This window comes from Cellulomonas sp. (assembly GCF_965229465.1).
In the GTDB taxonomy this organism is placed as follows: domain Bacteria; phylum Actinomycetota; class Actinomycetes; order Actinomycetales; family Cellulomonadaceae; genus Cellulomonas.
The window spans coordinates 3916570-3939727 of the sequence record NZ_OZ245882.1; the positions used below are offsets into that span (position 1 = coordinate 3916570).

Here is a 23158-nt window from a genome sequence, read left to right on the forward strand (position 1 = left end):
CCCATCCCTACATGAGCATCACCACCCCCGCGAAGCCCGCCACCCCGCAGGTCGCGATCAACGACATCGGCTCGGCCGAGGACTTCCTCGCCGCGATCGACGCCACCATCAAGTACTTCAACGATGGCGACATCGTCGAGGGCACCATCGTCAAGGTCGACCGCGACGAGGTCCTGCTCGACATCGGTTACAAGACCGAGGGCGTCATCCCCTCCCGTGAGCTGTCCATCAAGCACGACGTGGACCCCGGTGAGGTCGTCAAGGTCGGCGACGTGGTCGAGGCCCTCGTCCTCCAGAAGGAGGACAAGGAAGGCCGGCTGATCCTGTCCAAGAAGCGCGCACAGTACGAGCGCGCCTGGGGCACGATCGAGAAGATCAAGGAAGAGGACGGCGTCGTCACCGGCACCGTCATCGAGGTCGTCAAGGGCGGCCTCATCCTCGACATCGGGCTTCGCGGCTTCCTGCCCGCGTCGCTGGTGGAGATGCGTCGCGTCCGCGACCTCCAGCCGTACGTCGGCAAGGAGATCGAGGCCAAGATCATCGAGCTCGACAAGAACCGCAACAACGTGGTCCTGTCGCGCCGTGCCTGGCTCGAGCAGACGCAGTCCGAGGTGCGCTCCACCTTCCTGCAGACGCTCCAGAAGGGTCAGGTCCGCCCCGGCGTCGTGTCCTCGATCGTCAACTTCGGTGCGTTCGTGGACCTGGGTGGCGTGGACGGGCTCGTGCACGTCTCCGAGCTGTCCTGGAAGCACATCGACCACCCGTCCGAGGTCGTCGAGGTCGGCCAGGAGGTCACCGTCGAGGTTCTCGACGTCGACTTCGACCGCGAGCGTGTTTCCCTGTCGCTGAAGGCGACGCAGGAGGACCCGTGGCAGGCCTTCGCCCGGACGCACGCCATCGGCCAGGTCGTCCCGGGCAAGGTCACCAAGCTGGTTCCGTTCGGTGCGTTCGTGCGCGTCGAGGACGGCATCGAGGGCCTGGTGCACATCTCGGAGCTGGCCGTGCGCCACGTCGAGATCCCGGAGCAGGTCGTCCAGGTCGGCGACGACGTCTTCGTCAAGGTCATCGACATCGACCTGGAGCGTCGCCGCATCTCGCTGTCGCTCAAGCAGGCGAACGAGGGCTTCGACCCGGCCAGCGAGGACTTCGACCCCGCGCTGTACGGCATGGCGGCCGAGTACGACGACGCCGGCAACTACAAGTACCCCGAGGGCTTCGACCCGGCCACGAACGAGTGGCTCGAGGGCTTCGAGGCCCAGCGCGAGGTGTGGGAGGCGCAGTACGCGCAGGCCCACGAGCGCTGGGAGGCGCACCGCAAGCAGGTCTCCGACGCGGCGAAGGCCGACGCGGAGGCCGCCAGCGGCGCCGTCGAGGGTGCCACGGCATCGTCCAGCTCGTCGTCGAGCTCGTCTGCCGGCCCCGTGCCGTCGACGTACTCGTCGTCCACCGAGGAGGCCGCGGGCACCCTCGCGTCCGACGAGGCGCTCGCCGCTCTGCGCGAGAAGCTCACGGGTAACTGAACCCACCCGCTCGATGGCCGGTCACCTTCCGAGGTGGCCGGCCATCGGCGTCCCCGGACACTGCGCCCCCGGGCGGCGCAGGGCAGGATGGTCGGATGCAACGCATCGGTCTGACAGGCGGGATCGCGGCCGGCAAGTCCGTCGCGGCGCGGCGACTGGCTGAGCTCGGGGCGGTGGTGATCGACTCCGACGTCCTGGCGCGGGAGGCCGTGGCGCCAGGGTCCGCCGGGCTGGACGCCGTGGTCGAGGAGTTCGGCCCGGGAGTGCTCGGGGCCGACGGGTCGCTGGACCGGGCGGCCCTCGCCGCGATCGTGTTCACCGATCCGGCGGCCCGGGCGAAGCTCGACGCGATCGTGCACCCGGTCGTCCGGCGGCTCTCCGCCGAGCGCGAGGCCGCCGCCGCGGTGACCGACCACGGAGCGGTGGTCGTGCACGACATCCCGCTGCTGGTCGAGACCGGCCAGGCGGACGCGTTCCACGTGCTCGTCGTCGTGCACGCGCCCGCCGTGCTGCGCGTCGAGCGTCTGGTGCGGCTGCGGGGCATGGACCGCAGCGAGGCCGAGGCGCGGGTGTCGGCCCAGGCGAGCGACGACGCGCGGCTCGAGGTCGCGGACGTGGTGCTGGACGGCACCGGCAGCGACGACTCGCTGCGGGCGCAGGTGGACGAGCTCTGGGACCGGCTCGCGGTCGAGCGGGCCGACGAGCTCGCGTCCGAGACGCCGTGACGCGCGTCCTGCTGACGGGCTTCGGCCCGTTCGACGGGCAGAGCGTGAACGCGTCGTGGCTGGCGGTGTCCGAGGTGGTCGCGCGGTGGACGGGGCCGGACGAGCTCGTGGCCCGGGAGCTCCCGGTGTCGTTCCGGGGGGCGCGCCAGCAGCTGCGGGTCGCGATCGCGGAGGTCGAGCCGGACCTGGTCGTCTGCGTCGGCGAGGCGGACCGCAGGCATGCGGTGGGTGTCGAGCGGGTGGCGGTGAACCTCATCGACGCGCGGATCCCGGACGTCGACGGCTCCGCGCCGGTCGACGTCCCGGTCATCGCCGGTGCACCGGCGGCGTTCTTCTCCACGCTGCCCGTCAAGGCGTGCGCTGCGGCCGTCCGCGAGGCCGGCGTGCCGGTCGAGGTGTCGAACACGGCCGGGCTCTACGTCTGCAACGCGACGTTCTACGCGCTCCAGCACCTCCTGGCCGCCACGTCGGTGCGCAGCGGGTTCGTGCACGTGCCTCGCACCCCCGCCCAGGTGGCGGGTGACGGGCCGTCGCTCTCGGTCGACGCCGCCGCGACGGGGGTGCTCGCGGTGCTGCGGGCGGCGCTGTCGACCAGCACGGACCTGCGCGTCTCGGCGGGCACCCTGGCGTAGGACCCGCGTGTCGGTGGTGGCACGTACGGTTGTGGCATGCGTCCAGTCACCGATCTCCAGCGGACCGTCGCGCCGTTCGAGGTGATCTCCGAGTACACGCCATCGGGGGACCAGCCGAAGGCGATCAAGGAGCTCACGGCGCGGATCAAGGCGGGGGAGAAGGACGTCGTCCTGCTGGGCGCCACGGGCACCGGCAAGTCCGCGACGACGGCCTGGCTCATCGAGCAGGTGCAGCGCCCGACACTCGTCATGGCCCCGAACAAGACGCTCGCGGCGCAGCTGGCCACGGAGTTCCGGGAGCTGCTGCCCAACAACGCCGTCGAGTACTTCGTGTCGTACTACGACTACTACCAGCCCGAGGCGTACATCGCGCAGACGGACACGTACATCGAGAAGGACTCGTCGATCAACGACGAGGTCGAGCGGCTGCGGCACTCGGCCACCAGCTCGCTGCTCACCCGACGGGACGTCATCGTGGTCGCGTCGGTGAGCTGCATCTACGGCCTGGGTACGCCGCAGGAGTACGTCGACCGGATGGTGACCCTGTCCGTCGGCGACCAGGTGGACCGCGACCAGCTGCTGCGCAAGTTCGTGACCATGCAGTACACCCGCAACGACATGGCGTTCACGCGAGGCACGTTCCGCGTGCGGGGCGACACGGTCGAGATCATCCCGGTGTACGAGGAGCTGGCGATCCGGATCGAGTTCTTCGGCGACGAGATCGAGGCGATCGCGACGTTGCACCCGCTCACGGGCGACATCGTGCACTCCGAGCACCAGATGCACATCTTCCCGGCCACCCACTACGTCGCCGGCCCCGAGCGCATGGAGCGCGCGATCCGCGGCATCGAGCTCGAGCTCGAGGAGCGCCTGGCGGAGCTGGAGCGGCAGAACAAGCTGCTCGAGGCCCAGCGGCTGCGCATGCGGACCACCTACGACATCGAGATGATGCGCCAGATCGGCTCGTGCTCCGGCATCGAGAACTACTCGCGGCACATCGACGGGCGCAGCCCAGGGACCGCACCCAACACGCTGATCGACTACTTCCCCGAGGACTTCCTGCTCGTCATCGACGAGTCCCACGTCACGGTCCCGCAGATCGGCGCGATGTTCGAGGGCGACATGTCCCGCAAGCGCGCGCTGGTGGACCACGGCTTCCGGCTGCCCAGCGCCACGGACAACCGGCCGCTGCGGTGGGAGGAGTTCGTCGAGCGGATCGGCCAGACGGTCTACCTGTCGGCCACGCCGGGCAACTACGAGATGTCGATCTCTGACGGGGTGGTCGAGCAGATCATCCGCCCGACCGGGCTGGTCGACCCCCGGGTCGTGGTCAAGCCGACCACCGGCCAGATCGACGACCTGCTGGGTGAGATCCACGACCGGGTCGAGAAGGACGAGCGCGTGCTGGTCACCACGCTCACCAAGAAGATGGCCGAGGACCTGACGGACTACTTCCTGGAGAAGGGCGTCCGCGTGCGCTACCTGCACTCGGAGGTGGACACGCTGCGTCGCGTGGAGCTGCTGCGTGAGCTACGGCTCGGGGAGTACGACGTGCTCGTGGGCATCAACCTGCTGCGCGAGGGGCTGGACCTGCCGGAGGTGTCGCTGGTGGCGATCCTCGACGCGGACAAGGAGGGCTTCCTGCGCTCCGGTCGGTCGCTCATCCAGACCATCGGGCGCGCGGCGCGCAACGTGTCCGGCGAGGTGCACATGTACGCCGACCGGATCACCGACGGGATGGCGCTGGCCATCGAGGAGACCAGCCGCCGGCGGGAGCGCCAGGTCGCCTACAACCTCGAGAACGGCATCGACCCGACGCCGCTGCGCAAGAAGATCGGCGACATCACGGACCTGCTGGCACGCGAGGACGCGGACACCGCCGAGCTGCTCGGAGGAGCGGGCCGGCAGTCCAGCCGCGGCAAGGCCCCGGTGCCTGGGTTCGGGTCGAAGGGCGGACCGCGCGACGAGCGGACGCGCCTGACGGGAGCCGCGGCGGGCGAGCTGGCCGACCTCATCCAGCAGCTGTCGGACCAGATGCACGCCGCGGCGGGCGAGCTCCAGTTCGAGCTGGCAGCGCGTCTGCGGGACGAGATCTCGGGGATGAAGAAGGAGCTCCGGCAGATGCAGGCGGCGACGGCCTGATCCAGCGCGCCGTGGGCACGTCATGTGCCGGACACATGCGTGGCTTATGCTTGCCCACGTTGAAGGGGAGTACCCCACACACGATCCCGTCGTCATCACGGACCCGCTAGCGCGGAGCCCGGTGGGATCGGTCCGCGGCGCAACGGCGTGCGGGCGGGGGAGACCTTCGGTATCGAAGCTTTCCTCGTACCGGAGGTATACCCATGGATGTGTCCGGCTGGGTCTGGGCAGCGACGGCGGTGTTCGTCGTCGGCCTGATCTTCTTCGACTTCTTCGCGCACGTGCGCACGCCGCACGCTCCGACGTTCCAGGAGTCGGCGCGCTGGTCGATCTTCTACGTCGGGCTCGCGCTGGTCTTCGGTGTCGTCATGGGGATGGTCTGGGGGTGGGGCCCGGGCACGGAGTATTTCGCCGGGTACGTCACCGAGAAGAGCCTCTCGGTCGACAACCTGTTCGTCTTCCTCATCATCATGACGAAGTTCGCGGTACCGCGTGAGTACCAGCAGAAGGTGCTCCTGGTCGGTGTGGTGATCGCGCTGATCCTGCGGACGGTCTTCATCCTCGCCGGCGCGGCCGCCATCGAGCAGTTCTCGTGGGTGTTCTACATCTTCGGCGGCTTTCTCGTGTACACGGCGATCAAGCTCGCACGAGAGCACCACGACGCGGAGCACCCGGACCCGCGCGAGGAGCGTGACGGCATCGCCGTGCGCCTCTTCAAGCGTTTGGTGCCGACCGTGGAGGAGTACCACGGCGACCGACTCACGGTGCGGCTCGACGGCAAGCGGTTCTTCACGCCGATGCTCGTCGTCATGGTCGCCATCGGCTCCACGGACGTCCTGTTCGCGCTGGACTCGATCCCCGCGATCTACGGGCTGACGGAGGAGCCGTACATCGTCTTCACGGCGAACGCGTTCGCGCTGCTCGGCCTGCGCCAGCTCTACTTCCTCATCGGCGGACTGCTCGAGCGGCTCATCTACCTGTCGCAGGGTCTCGCCGTCATCCTGGGCTTCATCGGCATCAAGCTGGTGCTCCACGCGTTGCACGTCAACGAGCTGCCCTTCATCAACAACGGCGAACCCGTCGAGTGGGCGCCTGAGATCCCCATCTGGCTGTCCCTCACCGTCATCCTCGGCACGCTCGTCGTGGCCACGGTGCTGAGCCTGCTGAAGACCCGAAGCGACGCGAGCATCGCGTCGAAGACCGAGAGCTGAGGACTACCGCGTGAACGTCGACCCCCTGGTCTGGATCGTCTCCCTCGGGCTGGCCGGTGCGCTGCTCGTGGTCGACGTCGCCATCGTCGGACGCCGTCCGCACGTCCCGACGACGGCCGAGTGCGTGCGCTACCTGACCCTCTACATCGGTCTCGCCGTGCTCTTCGGGATCGGGGTCTGGGTGTCGTCCGGCGCCGAGTACGCGGGTCAGTTCTTCGCGGGCTGGCTGACGGAGTACTCGCTGTCGGTGGACAACCTCTTCGTGTTCCTGCTGATCATGGGCAAGTTCGCGGTGCCGCGCGCGTACCAGCAGACCGCACTGCTCATCGGGATCATCCTGGCGCTGGTGTTCCGTGGCCTGTTCATCTGGGCGGGCGCCGCGGTCATCGACGCGTTCAGCTGGGTGTTCTACCTGTTCGGCGCATTCCTCGTCTACACGGCCTGGAAGGTGGGGCGCGAGGGCGAGGTGGACCCGGACGACGAGTTCCACCCGCCGCTCCTGCTGCGGATCGTGCAGCGGATCTTCCCCGCCACGCCGAACTACCACGGCGTCAAGCTCACGGTGGTCGAGGGCGGCCGCCGGCTCATGACCCCCATGTTCGTGGTGCTGGTCGCGCTGGGCGCCACGGACCTGCTGTTCGCCTTCGACTCGATCCCGGCGATCTTCGGGCTCACCAGCGAGCCGTACCTGGTGCTGATGGCCAACCTGTTCGCCCTGATGGGCCTGCGCCAGCTGTACTTCCTGCTGGGCGACCTGCTGACGCGCCTGGTGTACCTCAACATCGGGCTGGCGGTCCTGCTCGGCTTCATCGGCGTCAAGCTGGTGCTGCACGCCCTGCACGAGAACGAGGTGCCGTTCATCAACGGCGGCGAGCCGGTCGCGTGGGCGCCCGACATCCCGATCTGGCTGTCTCTGACCTCGATCGTCCTGATCCTCGGGGTGACGGCTGTCGCCAGCATCGCCAAGGTGCGCGTCGACGAGCGTCGGGCCGTGGCGGTTCCCGAGGAGGAGCCGGTGGCGGAGCCGACCGACTGACTCCTCAGGCGCTCCAGGGGCCGAGGACGACCTCCCAGCCGCGCACGTCGATCTGCGCCATGGTGGTCTCGGCCATGTTGCCCTCGAACATGTGGATCTCCAGGGGGAAGCCCGTGGGGTCGACCGGGAGCCCGACCTGCACCTGGGGGTCGACCCGGTGCTCCTTGCTCATGCCGACCCTGCGCAGGTCGTCTTCGTCGGCGACCTCGAAGTGCAGCGTGGTCACGTCGTAGAGCACCATCGCCGCCGTCCCGCGCGTGCGGGTCGCGTGGGCCATGCGCCCTCGCCCGCTCAGGGCGGCGTGCAAGGTGTTGACGTGCGGGGACGGCACGCCGATCTCGTCCAGGACGCGCACGGTGTCGGCCTTCGACGTCGGCTCGATCAACCTCGCCAGGACCAGCGCACGAAACGCCTCGTCACCCAAGGCGTCGAACCCCAACCGGGCGTAAGCATCAGCCAGCACCTGCCACAGCCACCGGCTCGAGCTCGACACCACGCGCGCGGCGGGCGTCCCCGCGACCGGCGCGGGCGCCAGACCCAGATCGAGCTCGTCCTGACCCGTGGCGAGCTTCTCCCGAGCCTGCTGCATCAGCAGCGCAAGACCGAGCTCATCATGCGCCGAGCCGACGTGCTCCACGATCCGCCGTACCCCGGACCGCTTCTCCACGATCTGCACCGCCGTCGCTCCCGACGCGGTCTTCACCTTGCGCACGAACGGCGACACATCGTGAGACTACCGGCACCCCTTAGTGCCTCAAATTAACCACTCGCACACCGTTGACGTGGAGTTCTACTCCAAGTTGCCCATCCACCTGTGAGAGTCGGGCCGGATGCGATATTCTGATTTCGATCGAGCGCGCGACGCCAACCAACCTTAAGCTGGGCGGAAAGAAATAGGATCTCGAAAATGGCGTCAGAGAAATCAATCGATACGACAGTTGCGGAAGCCTACGAGCAGCACATGGTGCCGGGCATGTTTCGGCACTGGACGGAGCTCCAGGTGGGGCTCGCTGCACCGAAGGCCGGCGAGCATGTGCTGGATGTCGCATGCGGCACTGGCATCGGCGCAAGGCTCGCGGCGGCATACGTCGGGCCGACGGGCAGGGCCGTTGGCATTGACATCGATCCCGGCGTGATCGAGCTCGCGCGGCAGCTTTCACGCGGCGGTGAGACGCCGATGGAGTGGCATTGTGCGAGCGCGCTGGAGATGCCGCTCGAAAGCGACGTGTTCGATCTCGCGCTGTGTCTGCAGGGGCTGCAGTTCTTTCCGGACCGGCTGAAAGGTTTTGCGGAGATGCGCCGCGTGCTGAAGCCTTCGGGAAGGCTCGTTGCGAGCTTCTGGGGACCGCTGGAATCTAACAAGGGACATCACGTGGTTGTGCAGGGGCTCGAACGGCTCGGGGTCGATGCGGCACCGGCAAAGCGCGCCTGCTCGTTCTCGAATACGGAAGAGATTCGCGCGACGGCCGCGCAGGCTGGCTTCGCAGGCATCGAGCTCAGAACCGAGGAGGGCGTCTCGCAGTTCGGTTCCATACAATCGTTTCTGGAAGGCATGACGCGTGGCTCGCCGTCCACGCGGCATGCGGTAGCGAAACTGTCGGCAGACGCGCGGGAGCGCTTCGTGCGGGACGTGCGCGAGGCGTTGCAGCCTTACGTGATCGACGGCGTGCTGGCGTACCCGATGCGCACCCACGTGCTTGTCGCTCGCGCCCAGGCATCGGATGGGGGCACTGCATGAAGACCGGATTTACAACGACGATCCTGCACTCGGATCTCGAGTTGCCCATCGAACACTTTCCGGTCCACAAGCCGATGCGCGTCGCTGCGGCCTACGGCTACCCCGACGCGGCACGATCTGGCGCGCGTGTTCAAAGGCGAGATGCCGGGTTCTTCGTACGGCCGCCAAGGCAATCCGACGGCGACCGGGCTCGAATCGAAGGTCACCCTGCATCAGCAGCGCCAGACCGAGCTCATCGTGTGCCGAGCCGACGTGCTCCACGATCCGCCGTACCCCGGACCGCTTCTCCACGATCTGCACCGCCGTCGCTCCCGACGCGGTCTTCACCTTGCGCACGAACGGCGACACATCGTGAGACTACCGGCACCCCTTAGTGCCCCAAATTAACCACCCGCACACCGCTGACCTGGAGTTCTACTCCAAGCGGCCTGTCCACCTGTGAGAGTCAGGTCGGGGGAGTCGGCGCTGAAGACGAGCAGGGCGCCGGGCTCGCCGTCCGTGAACGGCCCGCAGCCGAGGAGCGCGCCGTGCTCGACCAGCGAGGCCAGGTACGCGCGGTGCTCCGGGCGCACGCGGTCGCGCACGTCCGTGCGCTCGTCGTAGGTGTAGCGGACGGCATAGGGGGGCATGGCGTCATCCTGCCCGAGCCGGTGGCAGAGTGCTGACATGGCACGGAACATGCGCACGCTGCTCACCGAGGACCTGCTGAGCCGCATCCACGAGCGCGCTCCGGCGCACGATCGCGACAACACCTTCCCGCACGAGGACCTGGCCGAGCTCGCGGCGGCCGGGTACCTGCAGGCCTTCGTCCCCGTACGGCTGGGCGGAGCCGGCCTGACGCTCGAGGAGGTGGCGCGCGAGCAGGTCCGGCTGGCTGCGGCTGCGCCGGCGACCGCCCTGGCCGCGAACATGCACCTCGTCGTCACGGGACTGGCCGCCCTCCTAGTCGGTCGGGGGGACGACTCCGTGGAGTTCATCCTGCGCGACGCGGCCGCCGGTGAGATCTTCGCGTTCGGCAACTCCGAGGCGGGCAACGACCTGGTGATGTTCGGTTCGCGGACCCGCGCCGAGCGGGGGCCCGACGGCGCGTACCGGTACACGGGGCGGAAGATCTTCACGTCGCTGTCCCCGGTGTGGACGCGGCTGGCCACGTTCGGGCTCGACGACTCGGACCCCGACGACCCGCGGCTGGTGCACGGCGTCGTGTCCCGCGCCGACGGCGGCGTCGAGACCCTCGACGACTGGGACACGCTCGGGATGCGCGCGACGCAGTCGGCGACGACCGTCCTCGACGGGGCGCTCGCGCCCGCGGACCGGGTGTACCGCTCGCTGCCGCCGGGTCCGAGCGCCGACCCGTTCGTGTTCGCCCTGTTCGCCGTGTTCGAGATCCTGCTCGGCGCCGTGTACACCGGCATCGGCCGGCGGGCCGTCGAGCTGGGCGTGGCGGCCGCACGGCGACGGACGTCGATGAAGCACGACGGCCGCTCCTACGCGCAGGACCCCGACATCCGCTGGCGCATCGCGGACGCGGTGCTGGCGCAGGACGGCGCGGAGCTCCAGGTGTTCGCCCTCGCCCGCGACGTCGACGAGCAGGCGGACCACGGCGCGCGCTGGTTCGCCCAGCTGGTGGGGCTCAAGGTCCGCGCCACCGAGTCGGCGCGCGTGGTCGTGGACAACGCGATCCGCGTCTCCGGCGGAGGGTCCTACTTCTCGGGGAGTGAGCTCGGGCGGTTGTACCGCGACGTGCTCGCCGGGATGTTCCACCCATCCGACGACGAGTCGGCGCACGCGACGCTCGCGACCTCGGTGCTGGGACCGCCGGAGGCCTGACATGGAGCTGCCGGACGTGCTGGACCTGCCCGGAGCACGGCTGCGCGCGCTGCGGGAGGAGGATTGGGCACTCGACCACGCCCTCTCCCGCGTCGCGGACGTGCCGCAGTGGACCTACTACCCCGCGGACGTCAGCGTGGACGAGGCGCGCGAGCGGGTGGCCCGGAACCTGACCCAGCGTGCAGAGGGCCGCGGCGGGCGGTTCGTCGTCGAGCGGGCGGGGGAGGCGGTCGGCACGATCGGGCTGGGGCTGCGCACCGACGGCCCGCACCTCTACTACGCGTTCCTTCCCGCGGGCCGTGGGCTCGGGCTGGCCACGGAGGCGGTCCGCGTGCTCTCGCAGTGGGCCCTGGAGCACGGTGCCGACGTCGTGCACGCCCGGACGATGGTCGGAAACATGGCGAGCGAGCGGGTGCTCGAGCGGGCGTCGTTCCGTCGTGGTCCACTCGAGGTGGAGCCCGACGGCGTGTCGGTGATCCGCTGGTCGTGCGGGGTGAACTCACAACCTACTCTCAAGTAACTTACGCACCCGTAGGTTACGATCGGGGGATGACGACCGTGGGACCCAGCCGACCGAACGCCGCCTCGACGGGTGCTCCGCGGGACGTCGCGATCCCCGACGAGCCGCTCACCGCGGCGCTCGACCGAGCAGCCCAGCAGTGGCCCGCGCGGACGGCCGTGGACTTCCTCGGAGCGCCTACGACGTACGCGGAGCTGGACGACGCCGTCGCCCGGGGCGCGCAGGTGCTGCTCGACCTCGGCGTCCGGGCGGGGGACCGCGTCGCCCTGGTGATGCCGAACTGCACCGGGCACGTGATCGCCTTCTACGCGGCGCTCCGCATCGGCGCCGTCGTCGTCGAGCACAACCCCACCTACTCGGCGGGCGAGCTCGCGCACCAGCTGGCCGACTCGGGGGCCGTCGTCGCGCTCGTGTGGGAGAAGGCCGTGCCGCGCGTCCTCGAGACGCTGGCGCGGACGTCGCTCAAGGCCGTCGTCGCCGTCGACCTGTCCGCCGACCTGCCCCGGGGCAAGCAGCTCGCCCTGCGCCTGCCGCTGCCGAGCGCCCGCCGAGCCCGCCACGCCATGTGCGGCAAGGTGCCGCCGGCCTTTCCGATGTGGCACCGGCTCATCGCCAAGTCCGCACCCCTCGACCCGGCGCACCCGACGCCGTCGTCGTCGGACGTCGCGCTGCTCCAGTACACCGGTGGCACCACGGGAACCCCCAAGGGCGCCATGCTGACGCACCGCAACCTGGTGGCGAACGCGGTGCAGGGTCACGCCTGGACCGGCGTGGAGCCCGGCACCGACGTCGTCTACGGGGTGCTGCCGTTCTTCCACGCCTTCGGACTCACCCTCTGCCTGAGCTACGCGATGCGGGTCGGCGCGACGCTCGTCGCCTTCCCGTCGTTCGATCCCGCGATGGTCCTGGCCGCCCAGAAGCGGCTCCCGGGGACGTTCCTTCCGGCCGTGCCGCCGATGCTCGACCGGCTGGCCGTCGCGGCCGCGGCGGCGGGAGCGGACCTCACGTCCTTCCGGTACGCGATCTCCGGTGCGATGGCGCTGCCGGCGGCGACCGCGCAGAAGTGGGAGGACGTGACCGGCGGACTGGTCGTCGAGGGGTACGGCATGACCGAGACGTCGCCCGTCGCGCTGGGCAACCCATTGACGGACGCGCGCCGCCCCGGCACCCTCGGCCTGCCGTTCCCGAGCACGAGCATCCGGGTCGTGGACCCCACCGACGTCACCCGCGAGGTCGAGCCGGGGGAGCGTGGGGAGCTGCTGATCCAGGGCCCGCAGGTGTTCGCCGGCTACTGGGGTCGGCCCGACGAGACCGCGGAGCAGCTGCTCGACGACGGCTGGCTGCGGACCGGTGACATCGTCACCGTCGACGAGACCGGGTGGGTCGTGCTGGTGGACCGCATCAAGGAGGTCATCGTCAGCGGCGGCTTCAAGGTCTACCCCTCGCAGGTCGAGGACCACCTGCGCGGCATGCCCGGTGTGGCGGACGTCGCAGTGGTTGGGGTCCCCGGGGGCGATCTCGGCGAGACGGTGGTCGCCGCCGTCGTGCTCGAGCCCGGCGCCCGCGGGATCGACCTGGACGCCGTCCGCGCGTGGGGCGAGCGTCATCTGGCGCGGTACGCGCTCCCGCGCCGGCTGGTGGTCCTCGACGAGCTGCCGCGGTCGCAGGTCGGCAAGGTGCTCCGACGCGTCGTGCGGGAGTCGGTGCTCGCCGGCTGACGGGTCACCAGCCGCGGGTGCGCCACTCCTGGAGGTGGGGGCGTTCCGCACCGAGCGTGGTGTCGGCACCGTGGCCGGGGTAGACCCAGGTGTCGTCGTCGAACCGCTCGAACACTCGGACGACCACGTCACCGTAGAGCTGGTCGAACGCCTCCGGGCTCGTCGTCCGGCCGACGCCGCCCGGGAAGAGGGAGTCCCCGGTGAACAGGTGCGTGCGCCCGCCGGGCTCGACGTAGGCGAGCGCGATCGACCCGGGGGTGTGGCCGCGCAGCGCGATGACGTGCAGGACGAGGTGACCCACGTGCAGGACGTCGCCGTCGTGCAGGCGCCGGGCGACCGGGACGTCGGTCGCCTCCGAGACTGCCGTGGCGTCCTCAGCACCCGACGCGGACGAGGCGCCGGTGACGGCCACGAGCGACTCGAGCGCGCGGAGGTGGTCGGGGTGGCGGTGGGTGGTGACGATGGTGTCGAGCGTCGACGATCCCTCGCGGACCAGCTCGAGCAGCCGGTCCGGCTCGTCCGCCGCGTCCACGAGGAGCTGCGCCCCGTCGGCGCGGCAGGTCAGCAGGTAGGTGTTGTTGTCCATCGGGCCGACGGCGACCTTGCGGATCTCGACCTCGTCGAGCACGCGGAGGGCGGTCGGCCCGCCCGCCCGCACGTCGCCGGTGTACGTCACGGCGACCTCCTCTCGAGCGCCTTGTCGTGGCTGTGCACCGCGCGCACGAGGGCCAGGTGCGACAGGGCCTGCGGAAGGTTGCCGGCCATCCTGCGTCCGACCGGGTCGTACTGCTCGGCCAGCAGGCCGACGTCGTTGCTCAGCCCGACGAGGATGTCCAGCACCTTCGTCGACCCGTCGACGTCGTCCGTGCGGGCGAGTGCGTCCGCGAGCCAGAAGGAGCACGCCAGGAACGCGTGCTCGTCTCCTGCGACGCCGTCGTCGGTCCGCTCGGTGCGGTAGCGGCGCAGGAGTCCCGGCGCGACCTCCAGCTCGTCCCGGATGGCAGCGAGCGTGGACAGGATGCGCGGGTCGTCGGACGGGAGGAAGTCGACCTGTGCGAGCTGGAGCAGCGACGCGTCCGTGTGCTCGGCGTCGTAGGACTGCACGAAGGTCCCGCGGTCGGCGTTCCAGCCGTGCGTGAGCACGTCCGCGTGGATCGCGTCCCGCTCGGCGCGCCAGCGCTCGACCGGCCCGTCGAGCCCGTGCTTCTCGACCGCACGCACCGCGCGGTCGACCGCGGCCCACGCCATGACCTTCGAGTGCGTGAAGTGCCGCGGCTCGCCGCGGACCTCCCAGATGCCGCGGTCGGGCTCGCGCCACCGACCGATCAGGTCCTCGACGAGGTGGCGCTGGAGCGACCACGAGTCGGCGGTCTCCTGCAGCCCGGCGGAGCGCGCCAGCTCGAGGGCGCACATCACCTCTCCCAGCACGTCGTTCTGCACCTGTCCGACGGCGGCGTTCCCCACCCGGACCGGACGCGATCCCGCGTAGCCCGTGAGGTGGTCGAGCTCGGTCTCGGGCAGGTACCGACCGCCGTCGACGCGGTACATGATCTGGAGGTCGGCAGGGTTGCCCGCGACGGCGCGCAGGAGCCAGTCACGCCACTCCGTCGCCTCCTCGCGGTAGCCGTGCTCGAGCAGGGCCTCGAGCGTCATCGCCGCGTCCCGCAGCCAGCAGTACCGGTAGTCCCAGTTGCGCTCGCCGCCGAAGTCCTCCGGCAGGGAGGTCGTGGCGGCTGCGACGATCCCTCCGGTCTCGTGGTCCGTGAGCAGGCGAAGAACCAGCAGCGAGCGGACGACGGCCTCGCGGTAGGAGCCCTGGTAGGCACAGCTGCGAGCCCACAGACCCCACTCGATCCGGGTGGAGTCGATCCGGTCCTCGATGGTCTGCCGGGGCACCACGGGATCCCACGAGCGGGTCCACGTCAGCGCCAGCTCGACCGCTTCGCCCTCCTCCAGCGTGAACCGGTCCGCGTGCCGGTGGTCCGCAGGGACGGGGAGGCGGTCGCCGCGCAGGAGCAGGGAGTCCGGCCCCGCGATCGCGCGGATCGCCTCGTTCCCGTCCTCGTCGGTGAGGCGGCGGACCCACGGGACGACCGCGCCGTAGCCGAACCGGACCACCCACTCGTGCTCGACCTCGACCGTCCCCCGGGTGCACGCCAGCCGGCGGACCAGGTCGGACCGGCCGTCGTTCAGCGGCATCGTCTCCAGCACCACCGCGGTGCCGTCCAGGGTCTCGTACGTGGTCTCGAGCACGAACGAGTCGTCGAGGTAGCGCCGGGTCACGGACGTGGCATCCCGGACCGTCAGGAGCCACCGCCCGTTGTCCGAGGTGCCCAGCAGGCGGGCAAACGCTGCCGCCGAGTCGAACGTCGGCAGGCACATCCAGTCGATCGAGCCGCGCAGCGAGACGAGGGCGGCCGTCCTGCCGTCACCGAGGACGGCGTAGTCCTCGATAGGCACCAGCGGGGGGTCGACGACGGCGTCGGGTCTGTCCACGAGGTGAGCATGGCGCGGCTGCGGGGGAGTGGCACGTCGGCGGCACTGTGGTTCCGCTCACGTCGAACAGATGTGCGATTGTCGGTGGGGCCACGTAGACTCCCCGCCGTGAACGAACGACTGGTGGTGCAGGGCGCCCGCGAGCACAACCTTCGGAACGTCGACCTCGATCTCCCGCGTGACAAGCTCATCGTGTTCACCGGTCTGTCCGGTTCCGGGAAGTCGTCGCTGGCCTTCGACACCATCTTCGCGGAGGGGCAGCGGCGGTACGTCGAGTCGCTCTCCGCGTACGCGCGGCAGTTCCTCGGGCAGATGGACAAGCCCGACGTCGACTTCATCGAGGGTCTGTCCCCGGCGGTGTCGATCGACCAGAAGTCCACCAACCGGAACCCGCGGTCCACCGTCGGCACGATCACGGAGGTCTACGACTACCTGCGCCTGCTGTTCGCCCGCGCCGGCACGCAGTACTGCCCGGTCTGCGGTGAGCGGGTCACCGCCCAGACGCCGCAGCAGATCGTCGACCGGCTGCTGGAGCTGCCCGAGGGCACGCGGTACCAGGTGCTCGCCCCGGTGGTCCGCGGCCGCAAGGGGGAGTACGCCGACCTCTTCAAGGAGCTCCAGAGCAAGGGCTTCGCGCGCGCCCGCGTCGACGGCGAGGTCGTCCAGCTCACCGAGCCTCCCGCGCTCGAGAAGAAGCTCAAGCACGACATCGAGGTGGTCATCGACCGCCTGGTCGCCCGCGAGGGCGTCCAGCGGCGGCTCACCGACTCCGTCGAGACCGCCCTCGGCCTGGCCGGTGGGCTGCTCGTCGTCGAGCTGGTGGATGCCGACATCGACGACCTCACGCGCGAGCGACGCTTCTCGGAGCACCGCGCCTGCCCGAACGACCACGTGCTCACGCTCGACGAGATCGAGCCCCGCACGTTCTCGTTCAACGCCCCGTACGGCGCGTGCCCGGAGTGCACCGGCATCGGGTCGCGGCTCGAGGTGGACCCGGACCTCGTGGTTCCCGACGAGGACCTCTCGCTCGACGACGGAGCCGTCGCCCCGTGGTCGCAGATCTCCAGCGAGTACTTCGGTCGGGTGCTCAGCGCGCTCGCCTCAGACATGGGCTTCTCTACGTCCGTGCCGTGGCGGGCGCTGCCGCAGCGGGCCAAGGACGCGGTGCTGCACGGCCAGAACCACGAGGTGAAGGTCCGGTACAAGAACCGCTGGGGCCGTGAGCGCCAGTACTCGACGGGCTTCGAGGGCGTCATCACGTTCCTCGAGCGCCGGCACAACGAGACGGACTCGGACTGGAGCAAGGAGAAGTACGAGGCCTACATGCGCGAGGTCCCGTGCCCGGTGTGCGAGGGTGCGCGGCTCAAGCCCGAGGTGCTCGCGGTCAAGGTCGGCGGCAAGTCGATCGCCGAGGTCTGCACCCTGCCCATCCGGGAGGCCCGCGAGTTCCTCGACGGGCTCCAGCTCGGCGAGCGGGAGAAGGCGATCGCCGCGCAGGTGCTCAAAGAGATCCAGGCGCGCCTCGGCTTCCTGCTCGACGTGGGACTCGACTACCTCTCCCTGACCCGCCCGGCCGCGACGCTGTCCGGTGGCGAGGCGCAGCGCATCCGGTTGGCCACCCAGATCGGCTCCGGCCTGGTGGGCGTGCTCTACGTCCTCGACGAGCCGAGCATCGGTCTGCACCAGCGGGACAACCGCCGCCTGATCGACACGCTCACGCGCCTGCGGGACCTCGGCAACACGCTGATCGTGGTCGAGCACGACGAGGACACCATCCGCACGGCGGACTGGATCGTCGACATCGGCCCGGGGGCGGGCGAGCACGGCGGCCGCGTGGTGCACTCCGGAGACCTCGCGGGCCTGCTGGCGTCGGCCGAGTCCGTGACCGGTGCGTACCTGTCCGGGCGCCGCTCGATCCCGATGCCGCCGCTGCGCCGGCCGGTCGACACCAAGCGTCAGCTCACGGTGGTCAACGCGCACGAGCACAACCTCCAGGGGATCGACGTCTCGTTCCCGCTCGGTGTGCTCACCGCCGTGACCGGCGTGTCCGGCTCGGGCAAGTCCACGCTGGTCAACGCGATCCTCTACACGGTGCTCGCCAACGAGCTCAACGGAGCGCGCCAGGTGGCGGGCCGGCACAAGCGCGTGACCGGCCTGGAGCACCTGGACAAGGTCGTGCACGTGGACCAGGGCCCCATCGGCCGCACGCCGCGCTCCAACCCGGCCACGTACACCGGGGTGTGGGACCACGTCCGCCGGCTGTTCGCGGAGACCACCGAGGCCAAGGTCCGCGGCTACGCCCCCGGCCGGTTCTCGTTCAACGTCAAGGGCGGCCGCTGCGAGGCGTGCTCCGGCGACGGCACCCTGAAGATCGAGATGAACTTCCTCCCGGACGTCTACGTCCCCTGCGAGGTCTGCCACGGCGCCCGGTACAACCGCGAGACGCTCGAGGTGCACTTCAAGGGCAAGACGGTGGCCGACGTGCTCAACATGCCGATCGAGGAGGCCGCCGAGTTCTTCGCCGCCGTCCCCGCGATCTCGCGGCACCTGCGCACGCTGGTGGACGTTGGCCTCGGGTACGTCCGGCTGGGTCAGCCGGCGCCGACGCTCTCCGGGGGCGAGGCGCAGCGCGTCAAGCTCGCCGCGGAGCTCCAGCGCCGCTCCACGGGCCGGACGATCTACGTGCTCGACGAGCCGACCACGGGCCTGCACTTCGAGGACATCCGCAAGCTGCTCGGGGTGCTCCAGTCGCTGGTCGACAAGGGGAACTCGGTCATCGTGATCGAGCACAACCTGGACGTCATCAAGAACGCCGACTGGGTGATCGACATGGGTCCTGAGGGCGGCAGCGGCGGCGGGCTCGTCATCGCCGAGGGCACTCCGGAGCACATCGCCTCGGTCGAGGCGAGCCACACGGGACGGTTCCTGGCCGAGGTGCTGGAGCCCGTCGCGACTCCGGTGAAGCGACGCGCCGTCAAGCAGCGCGTCCCGGCGTGACGCGACCGGTGCAGCGGCTCGGCTACGTCCTGAAGCCGCGCTGTTGAGCCCGCGTCGGCCGTGAGCGGCTCAGTGCGAGACGGTCTGCGCCATGCGCACCGGCACGGGCTCGTGCCGCACGGGGAAGTTCACGGAGCGCGAGATGAAGCAGTGCTCGTGGGCCTGGTGATGGATCCCGGCGAGCACGTCGTCGGTGATCGCCGCGCCCGTGGGCAGGTGCGCGCCCGCGGCCACCGTCACGCGCGGCCGCAGGACGACCTCGCGGAACTGGCCCTGACCGGCGGCCTCGATGCGCATCGTCCCGACGGCCTGGTCCTCGTAGGCGACGACGGTCACGCCCGCCGCGGACGCGAGGTGCAGGAACCAGAGCATGTGGCACTGAGCCAGCGCGCTGACCAGCAGCTCCTCCGGGTTGAACCGCGACGGGTCCCCGCGGAAGGCGGTGTCGGACGACCCCAGCAGGGGCGGCTTCGACCCGATCCGCACCTCGTGGTCGCGGCTGTACGCGGTGTAGCTCGAGGTGCCGGTCCGGCCGGCGCCGGTCCAGGTGACGTCGACGGAGTACGTGTGCAGGGGGCCCATCAGCCCACGGTAGCGGTCCTGTCGTTCGGTGACGTGGGTGCTGCGAACTACGCTCGACCGCATGGCTGATCCCGCCACGTACCGTCCCGCACCGGGAGAGATCCCGGACTCGCCGGGCGTCTACCGCTTCCGTGACGAGCACGGCCGAGTCATCTACGTCGGCAAGGCCAAGAGCCTGCGGTCGCGCCTGTCCAGCTACTTCCAGGACCTGTCCGGGCTGCACCAGCGCACCCGGCAGATGGTGACCACGGCGGCCTCCGTGCAGTGGACGGTGGTCGGGACCGAGGTCGAGGCGCTGGCGCTGGAGTACTCCTGGATCAAGGAGTTCGACCCGCGGTTCAACGTCAAGTACCGCGACGACAAGTCGTACCCGTACCTGGCCGTGACGCTGGCCGACGAGTTCCCCCGCATCCAGGTGATGCGGGGCGCCAAGCGCAAGGGCACGCGCTACTTCGGCCCGTACGCGCACGCCTGGGCCATCCGGGAGACGGTCGACCTGCTGCTGCGGGTGTTCCCGGTCCGCACCTGCTCGGCGGGCGTGTTCAAGCGCGCGCACCAGCAGGGTCGGCCGTGCCTGCTGGGGTACATCGACAAGTGCTCGGCGCCGTGCGTCGGCCGCATCTCGCCGGACGACCACCAGCAGCTGGCGCAGGACTTCTGCGACTTCATGGCGGGCGACACCGCGAAGTTCACGCGCCGGCTGACGGCGCGCATGAAGGAGGCGGCGGCGGAGCTGGACTACGAGCGCGCCGCGCGGCTGCGGGACGACATCGCGACCCTGGAGCGGGCCACCGAGAAGAACGCGGTGGTGCTGGCAGACGGCACCGACGCCGACATCTTCGCGCTCTCGGGCGACGAGCTCGAGGCGGCAGTCCAGGTGTTCCACGTGCGCGACGGCCGGATCCGGGGCCAGCGCGGCTGGGTCGTGGAGAAGGTCGAGGACGTCACCGACGCGGAGCTCGTGGAGCACCTGCTCCAGCAGATCTACGGGAGCGAGGCGGAAGCGAGCGGCCGTGCTGAGGGATCGGGCGCGGGCTCGTCGGCGGTCCCGCGCGAGGTGCTCGTCCCGGTGCTGCCACCCGACGTCGAGCAGGTGCAGGCCTGGCTGACCGGGCTGCGCGGCAGCAAGGTGTCGGTCCGGATCCCGCAGCGGGGAGACAAGCGGGAGCTCGCGGCGACGGTGCGCCGGAACGCCGAGCACGCGCTCGTCCTGCACCGGACCCGCCGCGCGGGGGACCTGACGACGAGGAGCCAGGCGCTCCAGGAGATCCAGGAGGCGCTCGACCTCCCGTCGGCCCCCCTGCGGATCGAGTGCTACGACGTCTCGCACAACCAGGGCACGTACCAGTCGGCGTCGATGGTGGTGTTCGAGGACGGCCTCGCCCGCAAGAGCGAGTACCGCCTGTTCACCATCCGCGGCCCTGAGGGGCAGGGCGCCCGCGACGACACCGCGGCGATGCACGAGGTCATCACGCGACGCTTCCGCCGCTACCTGGCCGACCGTGCGGACGCGCGGGACATCGAGCTCGGTACCGGTGAGGACGACGACGGCCTGCCGCTGCGGTCGGGACCCATCGACGAGGTCACGGGCAAGCCGGTCCGGTTCGCGTACCCGCCCAACCTCATCGTCGTCGACGGCGGCCCACCCCAGGTCGCCGCAGCCGCGGCCGCGATGGCGGAGCTCGGCATCGACGACGTCGCGCTCGTCGGGCTGGCCAAGCGGCTGGAGGAGGTCTGGCTGCCGGGCGAGGCGTACCCCGTGATCCTCCAGCGCAGCTCGGAGGGCCTCTACCTGCTCCAGCGGCTGCGCGACGAGGCCCACCGGTTCGCCATCACGGCGCACCGCAAGCGTCGGAGCAAGGGCATGACGACGTCCGTCCTGGACGGGGTGCCCGGGCTCGGGCCGGCGCGGCAGGCGGCGCTGCTGCGCCACTTCGGATCGGTCAAGCGGCTGCGGGCGGCCTCGGTCGAGGAGATCGCCTCGGTGCAGGGGATGGGGGACCGCACGGCGGCGGCGGTCGTCGCCGCGCTGGCGTCCCCGGGAGTGGCGTCGGACCAGGTCGCCGAGTCGGCTGGCATGCTGGAGGCATGAGCGACGAGCCTTCGCCGATCACGGTGCCCGCCGGGATCCCCGCCCTCGAGGCGGCCACCGAGGCGCCCCACCTGAGCCAGCCGCAGGTCCTGATCATCACCGGCATGTCGGGGGCCGGCCGCACGCGAGCCGCCGCCGTCCTGGAGGACCTCGACTGGTACGTGATCGACAACCTTCCGGCGCAGATGCTCACGCACCTGGTCGGGATGCTCACCAGCGGACCGGCCGGCGCGGGTGCGCAGCGGCTCGCCGCCGTGATCGACGTGCGCGGCCGCGAGTTCTTCCGCGACCTGTCGCCGGTGCTCCAGGGCCTGCGCGAGTCCGGGGTCGAGTACCGGATCCTGTTCCTCGACGCCTCCGACGAGGTGCTGGTCCGGCGGTTCGAGCAGGTCCGGCGCCCGCACCCGCTCCAGGGTCAGGGTCGGATCCTCGACGGCATCGCGGAGGAGCGCGCGATCCTCTCGGACCTGCGCGAGCGCGCCGACACGCTCATCGACACCTCGGAGCTCAACGTGCACGACCTCGCCCGCGAGGTGCGGTCGGTCGTGGCCAGCGGCGCCGAGGACGTGCTGCGGATCTCCGTCGTCTCGTTCGGGTTCAAGTACGGGCTGCCCCTGGACGCCGACCACGTGGTGGACATGCGGTTCCTGTCCAACCCGTACTGGATAACCGAGCTGCGGCACCTCACGGGCCGTGACGCTCCGGTCCGGGACTACGTGCTGGGTCTGCCGGGCGCCATCACGTTCGTCGACCGGTACGTCGACGCGCTCGAGCCGGTGCTCGCCGGCTACCTGCACGAGGAGAAGCGGTACGTGACGATCGCCGTGGGGTGCACGGGCGGCAAGCACCGTTCGGTGGCCGTGAGCGAGGCCATCGCCGCGAGGTTGCGGGACCGGGGACATCTCGTCGCCGTGACGGCCCGCGACCTCGGCAAGGAATGAGGGCGGCCGCCCCGGCCGTCGTCGCACTCGGTGGTGGCCACGGCCTCTCGGCGTCCCTGTCCGCACTGCGCCTGATGACCGACCGGATCACCGCGGTGGTCACGGTCGCCGACGACGGCGGCTCCTCCGGGAGGCTCCGCGACGAGCTCGGCGTCCTGCCGCCCGGGGACCTGCGGATGGCCCTGGCCGCCCTGTGCGACGAGTCCGACTGGGGCAGGACCTGGCGCGACGTGCTCCAGCACCGGTTCAGCTCCACCGGGGACCTGGACCAGCACGCGGTCGGCAATCTGCTCATCGTGGCGCTCTGGGAGCTGCTGGGGGACACCGTCGAGGGCCTCGACTGGGTGGGCCGGCTGCTGGGCGCGCGGGGCCGGGTGCTGCCGATGTCGTCGGTGCCGCTGCTCATCGAGGCCGACGTGGTCGACCGGGCCGGTGCCACGAGCCGCGTGGTCGGCCAGAGCGCGGTGGCGGCGACCACGGGGACCGTCGCCCAGGTCCGGCTCGAACCGGCGGACCCGCCGGCCTGCCCGGAGGCCGTCGCGGCGATCGAGGCGGCCGACTGGGTCATCCTCGGCCCCGGGTCCTGGTACACGTCCGTGCTGCCGCACCTGCTGGTCCCCGGCCTCAAGGACGCCCTGCACCGGACGGCGGCCCGCACGATCGTCACGCTCAACCTGGCGTCGGGTGAATCGGGGGAGACCGCCGGGATGCGCGCCGAGCAGTACCTGGACGTGCTGCGGTCGCACGCGCCGGACCTGCGGGTCGACGCGGTCGTCGCGGACCCGACGGCCGTCGAGGACGTGTCGGCGCTGGCCGCCCGCACCGCGGACCTGGGCGCGCGTCTGCTCCTGCGCCAGGTCAGCCGCGGTGACGGGACCGCAAGGCACGACCCGCTGCGCCTCGCCGGCGCGTACTCGGACGTGGTCGAGGGGTTCCTCGGCGACGTCGGCACGCGCGAGAACCCACCCGAGTAGGTGA

General features: G+C 70.6%; 18 protein-coding genes and 1 pseudogene. 14 read left to right on the forward strand and 5 right to left on the reverse strand.

The genetic code is table 11. The annotated features are described in order from the left end of the window. Positions 1-11 precede the first annotated feature (11 nt). The 6 genes from rpsA (at position 12) to ACO06A_RS18520 (ending at position 7266) form a co-directional block, all read left to right on the forward strand. Positions 12-1520: a 30S ribosomal protein S1 gene (gene rpsA, locus ACO06A_RS18495; protein WP_175349574.1), complete on the forward strand. Its 1509-nt coding sequence runs from the start codon at positions 12-14 to the stop codon at positions 1518-1520. Between the two features lie 95 nt (positions 1521-1615). Then, complete coding sequence (gene coaE / locus ACO06A_RS18500) at positions 1616-2245, forward strand: dephospho-CoA kinase (protein WP_421733657.1); 630 nt, start codon at positions 1616-1618, stop codon at positions 2243-2245. Next, complete coding sequence (pcp, locus tag ACO06A_RS18505) at positions 2242-2877, forward strand: pyroglutamyl-peptidase I (RefSeq protein WP_421733658.1); 636 nt, start codon at positions 2242-2244, stop codon at positions 2875-2877. The genes coaE and pcp overlap by 4 nt, the downstream gene beginning before the upstream one ends. A gap of 36 nt (positions 2878-2913) precedes the next feature. Then, on the forward strand, positions 2914-5019 hold the full coding sequence (gene uvrB, locus ACO06A_RS18510; RefSeq protein WP_421733659.1) for an excinuclease ABC subunit UvrB: 2106 nt from the start codon (positions 2914-2916) through the stop codon (positions 5017-5019). Between the two features lie 203 nt (positions 5020-5222). Beyond that, on the forward strand, positions 5223-6230 hold the full coding sequence (locus ACO06A_RS18515) for a TerC family protein (RefSeq protein ID WP_421733660.1): 1008 nt from the start codon (positions 5223-5225) through the stop codon (positions 6228-6230). Between the two features lie 10 nt (positions 6231-6240). Continuing rightward, complete coding sequence (locus tag ACO06A_RS18520; RefSeq protein WP_421733661.1) at positions 6241-7266, forward strand: TerC family protein; 1026 nt, start codon at positions 6241-6243, stop codon at positions 7264-7266. Positions 7267-7327: 61 nt separating this feature from the next. Here the strand turns inward: ACO06A_RS18520 and ACO06A_RS18525 are convergent. Then, a pseudogene (locus ACO06A_RS18525) lies at positions 7328-7990 on the reverse strand (IS1634 family transposase); the annotation flags it as partial. Between the two features lie 183 nt (positions 7991-8173). Here ACO06A_RS18525 and ACO06A_RS18530 point away from each other — a divergent pair. After that, positions 8174-9004 (forward strand): class I SAM-dependent methyltransferase, encoded by an 831-nt coding sequence (locus ACO06A_RS18530; protein ID WP_421733662.1) that lies wholly within the window; start codon positions 8174-8176, stop codon positions 9002-9004. Between the two features lie 383 nt (positions 9005-9387). Here ACO06A_RS18530 and ACO06A_RS18535 read toward each other — a convergent pair whose 3' ends face one another. Beyond that, positions 9388-9684 carry a YciI family protein gene (locus ACO06A_RS18535; protein WP_421733663.1) on the reverse strand — a complete coding sequence of 99 codons (297 nt, stop codon included), beginning with the start codon at positions 9682-9684 and terminating at the stop codon, positions 9388-9390. Between ACO06A_RS18535 and ACO06A_RS18540 the strand changes: the two genes are divergently transcribed. The 3 genes from ACO06A_RS18540 to ACO06A_RS18550 are packed head-to-tail and all read left to right on the forward strand — an operon-like array spanning position 9671 to position 13072. Continuing rightward, positions 9671-10834 carry an acyl-CoA dehydrogenase family protein gene (locus ACO06A_RS18540; RefSeq protein ID WP_421733664.1) on the forward strand — a complete coding sequence of 388 codons (1164 nt, stop codon included), beginning with the start codon at positions 9671-9673 and terminating at the stop codon, positions 10832-10834. The two genes, ACO06A_RS18535 and ACO06A_RS18540, sit on opposite strands and share 14 nt — an antisense overlap. Position 10835: 1 nt before the next feature. Next, positions 10836-11354, forward strand: a complete 519-nt coding sequence (locus ACO06A_RS18545; RefSeq protein ID WP_421733665.1) for a GNAT family N-acetyltransferase — start codon at positions 10836-10838, stop codon at positions 11352-11354. A gap of 29 nt (positions 11355-11383) precedes the next feature. After that, the gene (locus ACO06A_RS18550) at positions 11384-13072 is read left to right on the forward strand and encodes an AMP-binding protein (RefSeq protein WP_421733666.1); all 1689 of its coding nucleotides are present in this window, start codon (positions 11384-11386) and stop codon (positions 13070-13072) included. A 4-nt stretch (positions 13073-13076) separates the two neighbouring features. On the opposite strand, the gene ACO06A_RS18555 is transcribed toward ACO06A_RS18550, so the two are convergent. Continuing rightward, on the reverse strand, positions 13077-13748 hold the full coding sequence (locus ACO06A_RS18555) for an MBL fold metallo-hydrolase (protein WP_421733667.1): 672 nt from the start codon (positions 13746-13748) through the stop codon (positions 13077-13079). Beyond that, positions 13745-15568, reverse strand: a complete 1824-nt coding sequence (locus tag ACO06A_RS18560) for a glycoside hydrolase family 15 protein (RefSeq protein ID WP_421733668.1) — start codon at positions 15566-15568, stop codon at positions 13745-13747. Before ACO06A_RS18560 ends, ACO06A_RS18555 begins: the two co-directional genes overlap by 4 nt. A 108-nt stretch (positions 15569-15676) precedes the next feature. Between ACO06A_RS18560 and uvrA the strand changes: the two genes are divergently transcribed. Next, positions 15677-18565 (forward strand): excinuclease ABC subunit UvrA, encoded by a 2889-nt coding sequence (uvrA, locus tag ACO06A_RS18565; protein ID WP_421733669.1) that lies wholly within the window; start codon positions 15677-15679, stop codon positions 18563-18565. A gap of 69 nt (positions 18566-18634) precedes the next feature. Here uvrA and ACO06A_RS18570 read toward each other — a convergent pair whose 3' ends face one another. Next, positions 18635-19147, reverse strand: coding sequence for an OsmC family protein (locus ACO06A_RS18570; RefSeq protein ID WP_421733670.1), 513 nt, complete (start codon positions 19145-19147; stop codon positions 18635-18637). A gap of 61 nt (positions 19148-19208) precedes the next feature. On the opposite strand from ACO06A_RS18570, the gene uvrC reads away from it, so the two are divergent. From uvrC to ACO06A_RS18585, 3 genes are read left to right on the forward strand one after another with little or no spacing between them, the layout of a single operon-like run. Next, the gene (gene uvrC / locus ACO06A_RS18575) at positions 19209-21239 is read left to right on the forward strand and encodes an excinuclease ABC subunit UvrC (RefSeq protein ID WP_421733671.1); all 2031 of its coding nucleotides are present in this window, start codon (positions 19209-19211) and stop codon (positions 21237-21239) included. Beyond that, positions 21236-22180, forward strand: coding sequence for an RNase adapter RapZ (gene rapZ / locus ACO06A_RS18580; RefSeq protein WP_421733672.1), 945 nt, complete (start codon positions 21236-21238; stop codon positions 22178-22180). The genes uvrC and rapZ overlap by 4 nt, the downstream gene beginning before the upstream one ends. Further along, complete coding sequence (locus ACO06A_RS18585) at positions 22177-23154, forward strand: gluconeogenesis factor YvcK family protein (protein WP_421733673.1); 978 nt, start codon at positions 22177-22179, stop codon at positions 23152-23154. Before rapZ ends, ACO06A_RS18585 begins: the two co-directional genes overlap by 4 nt. Positions 23155-23158 lie beyond the last annotated feature (4 nt).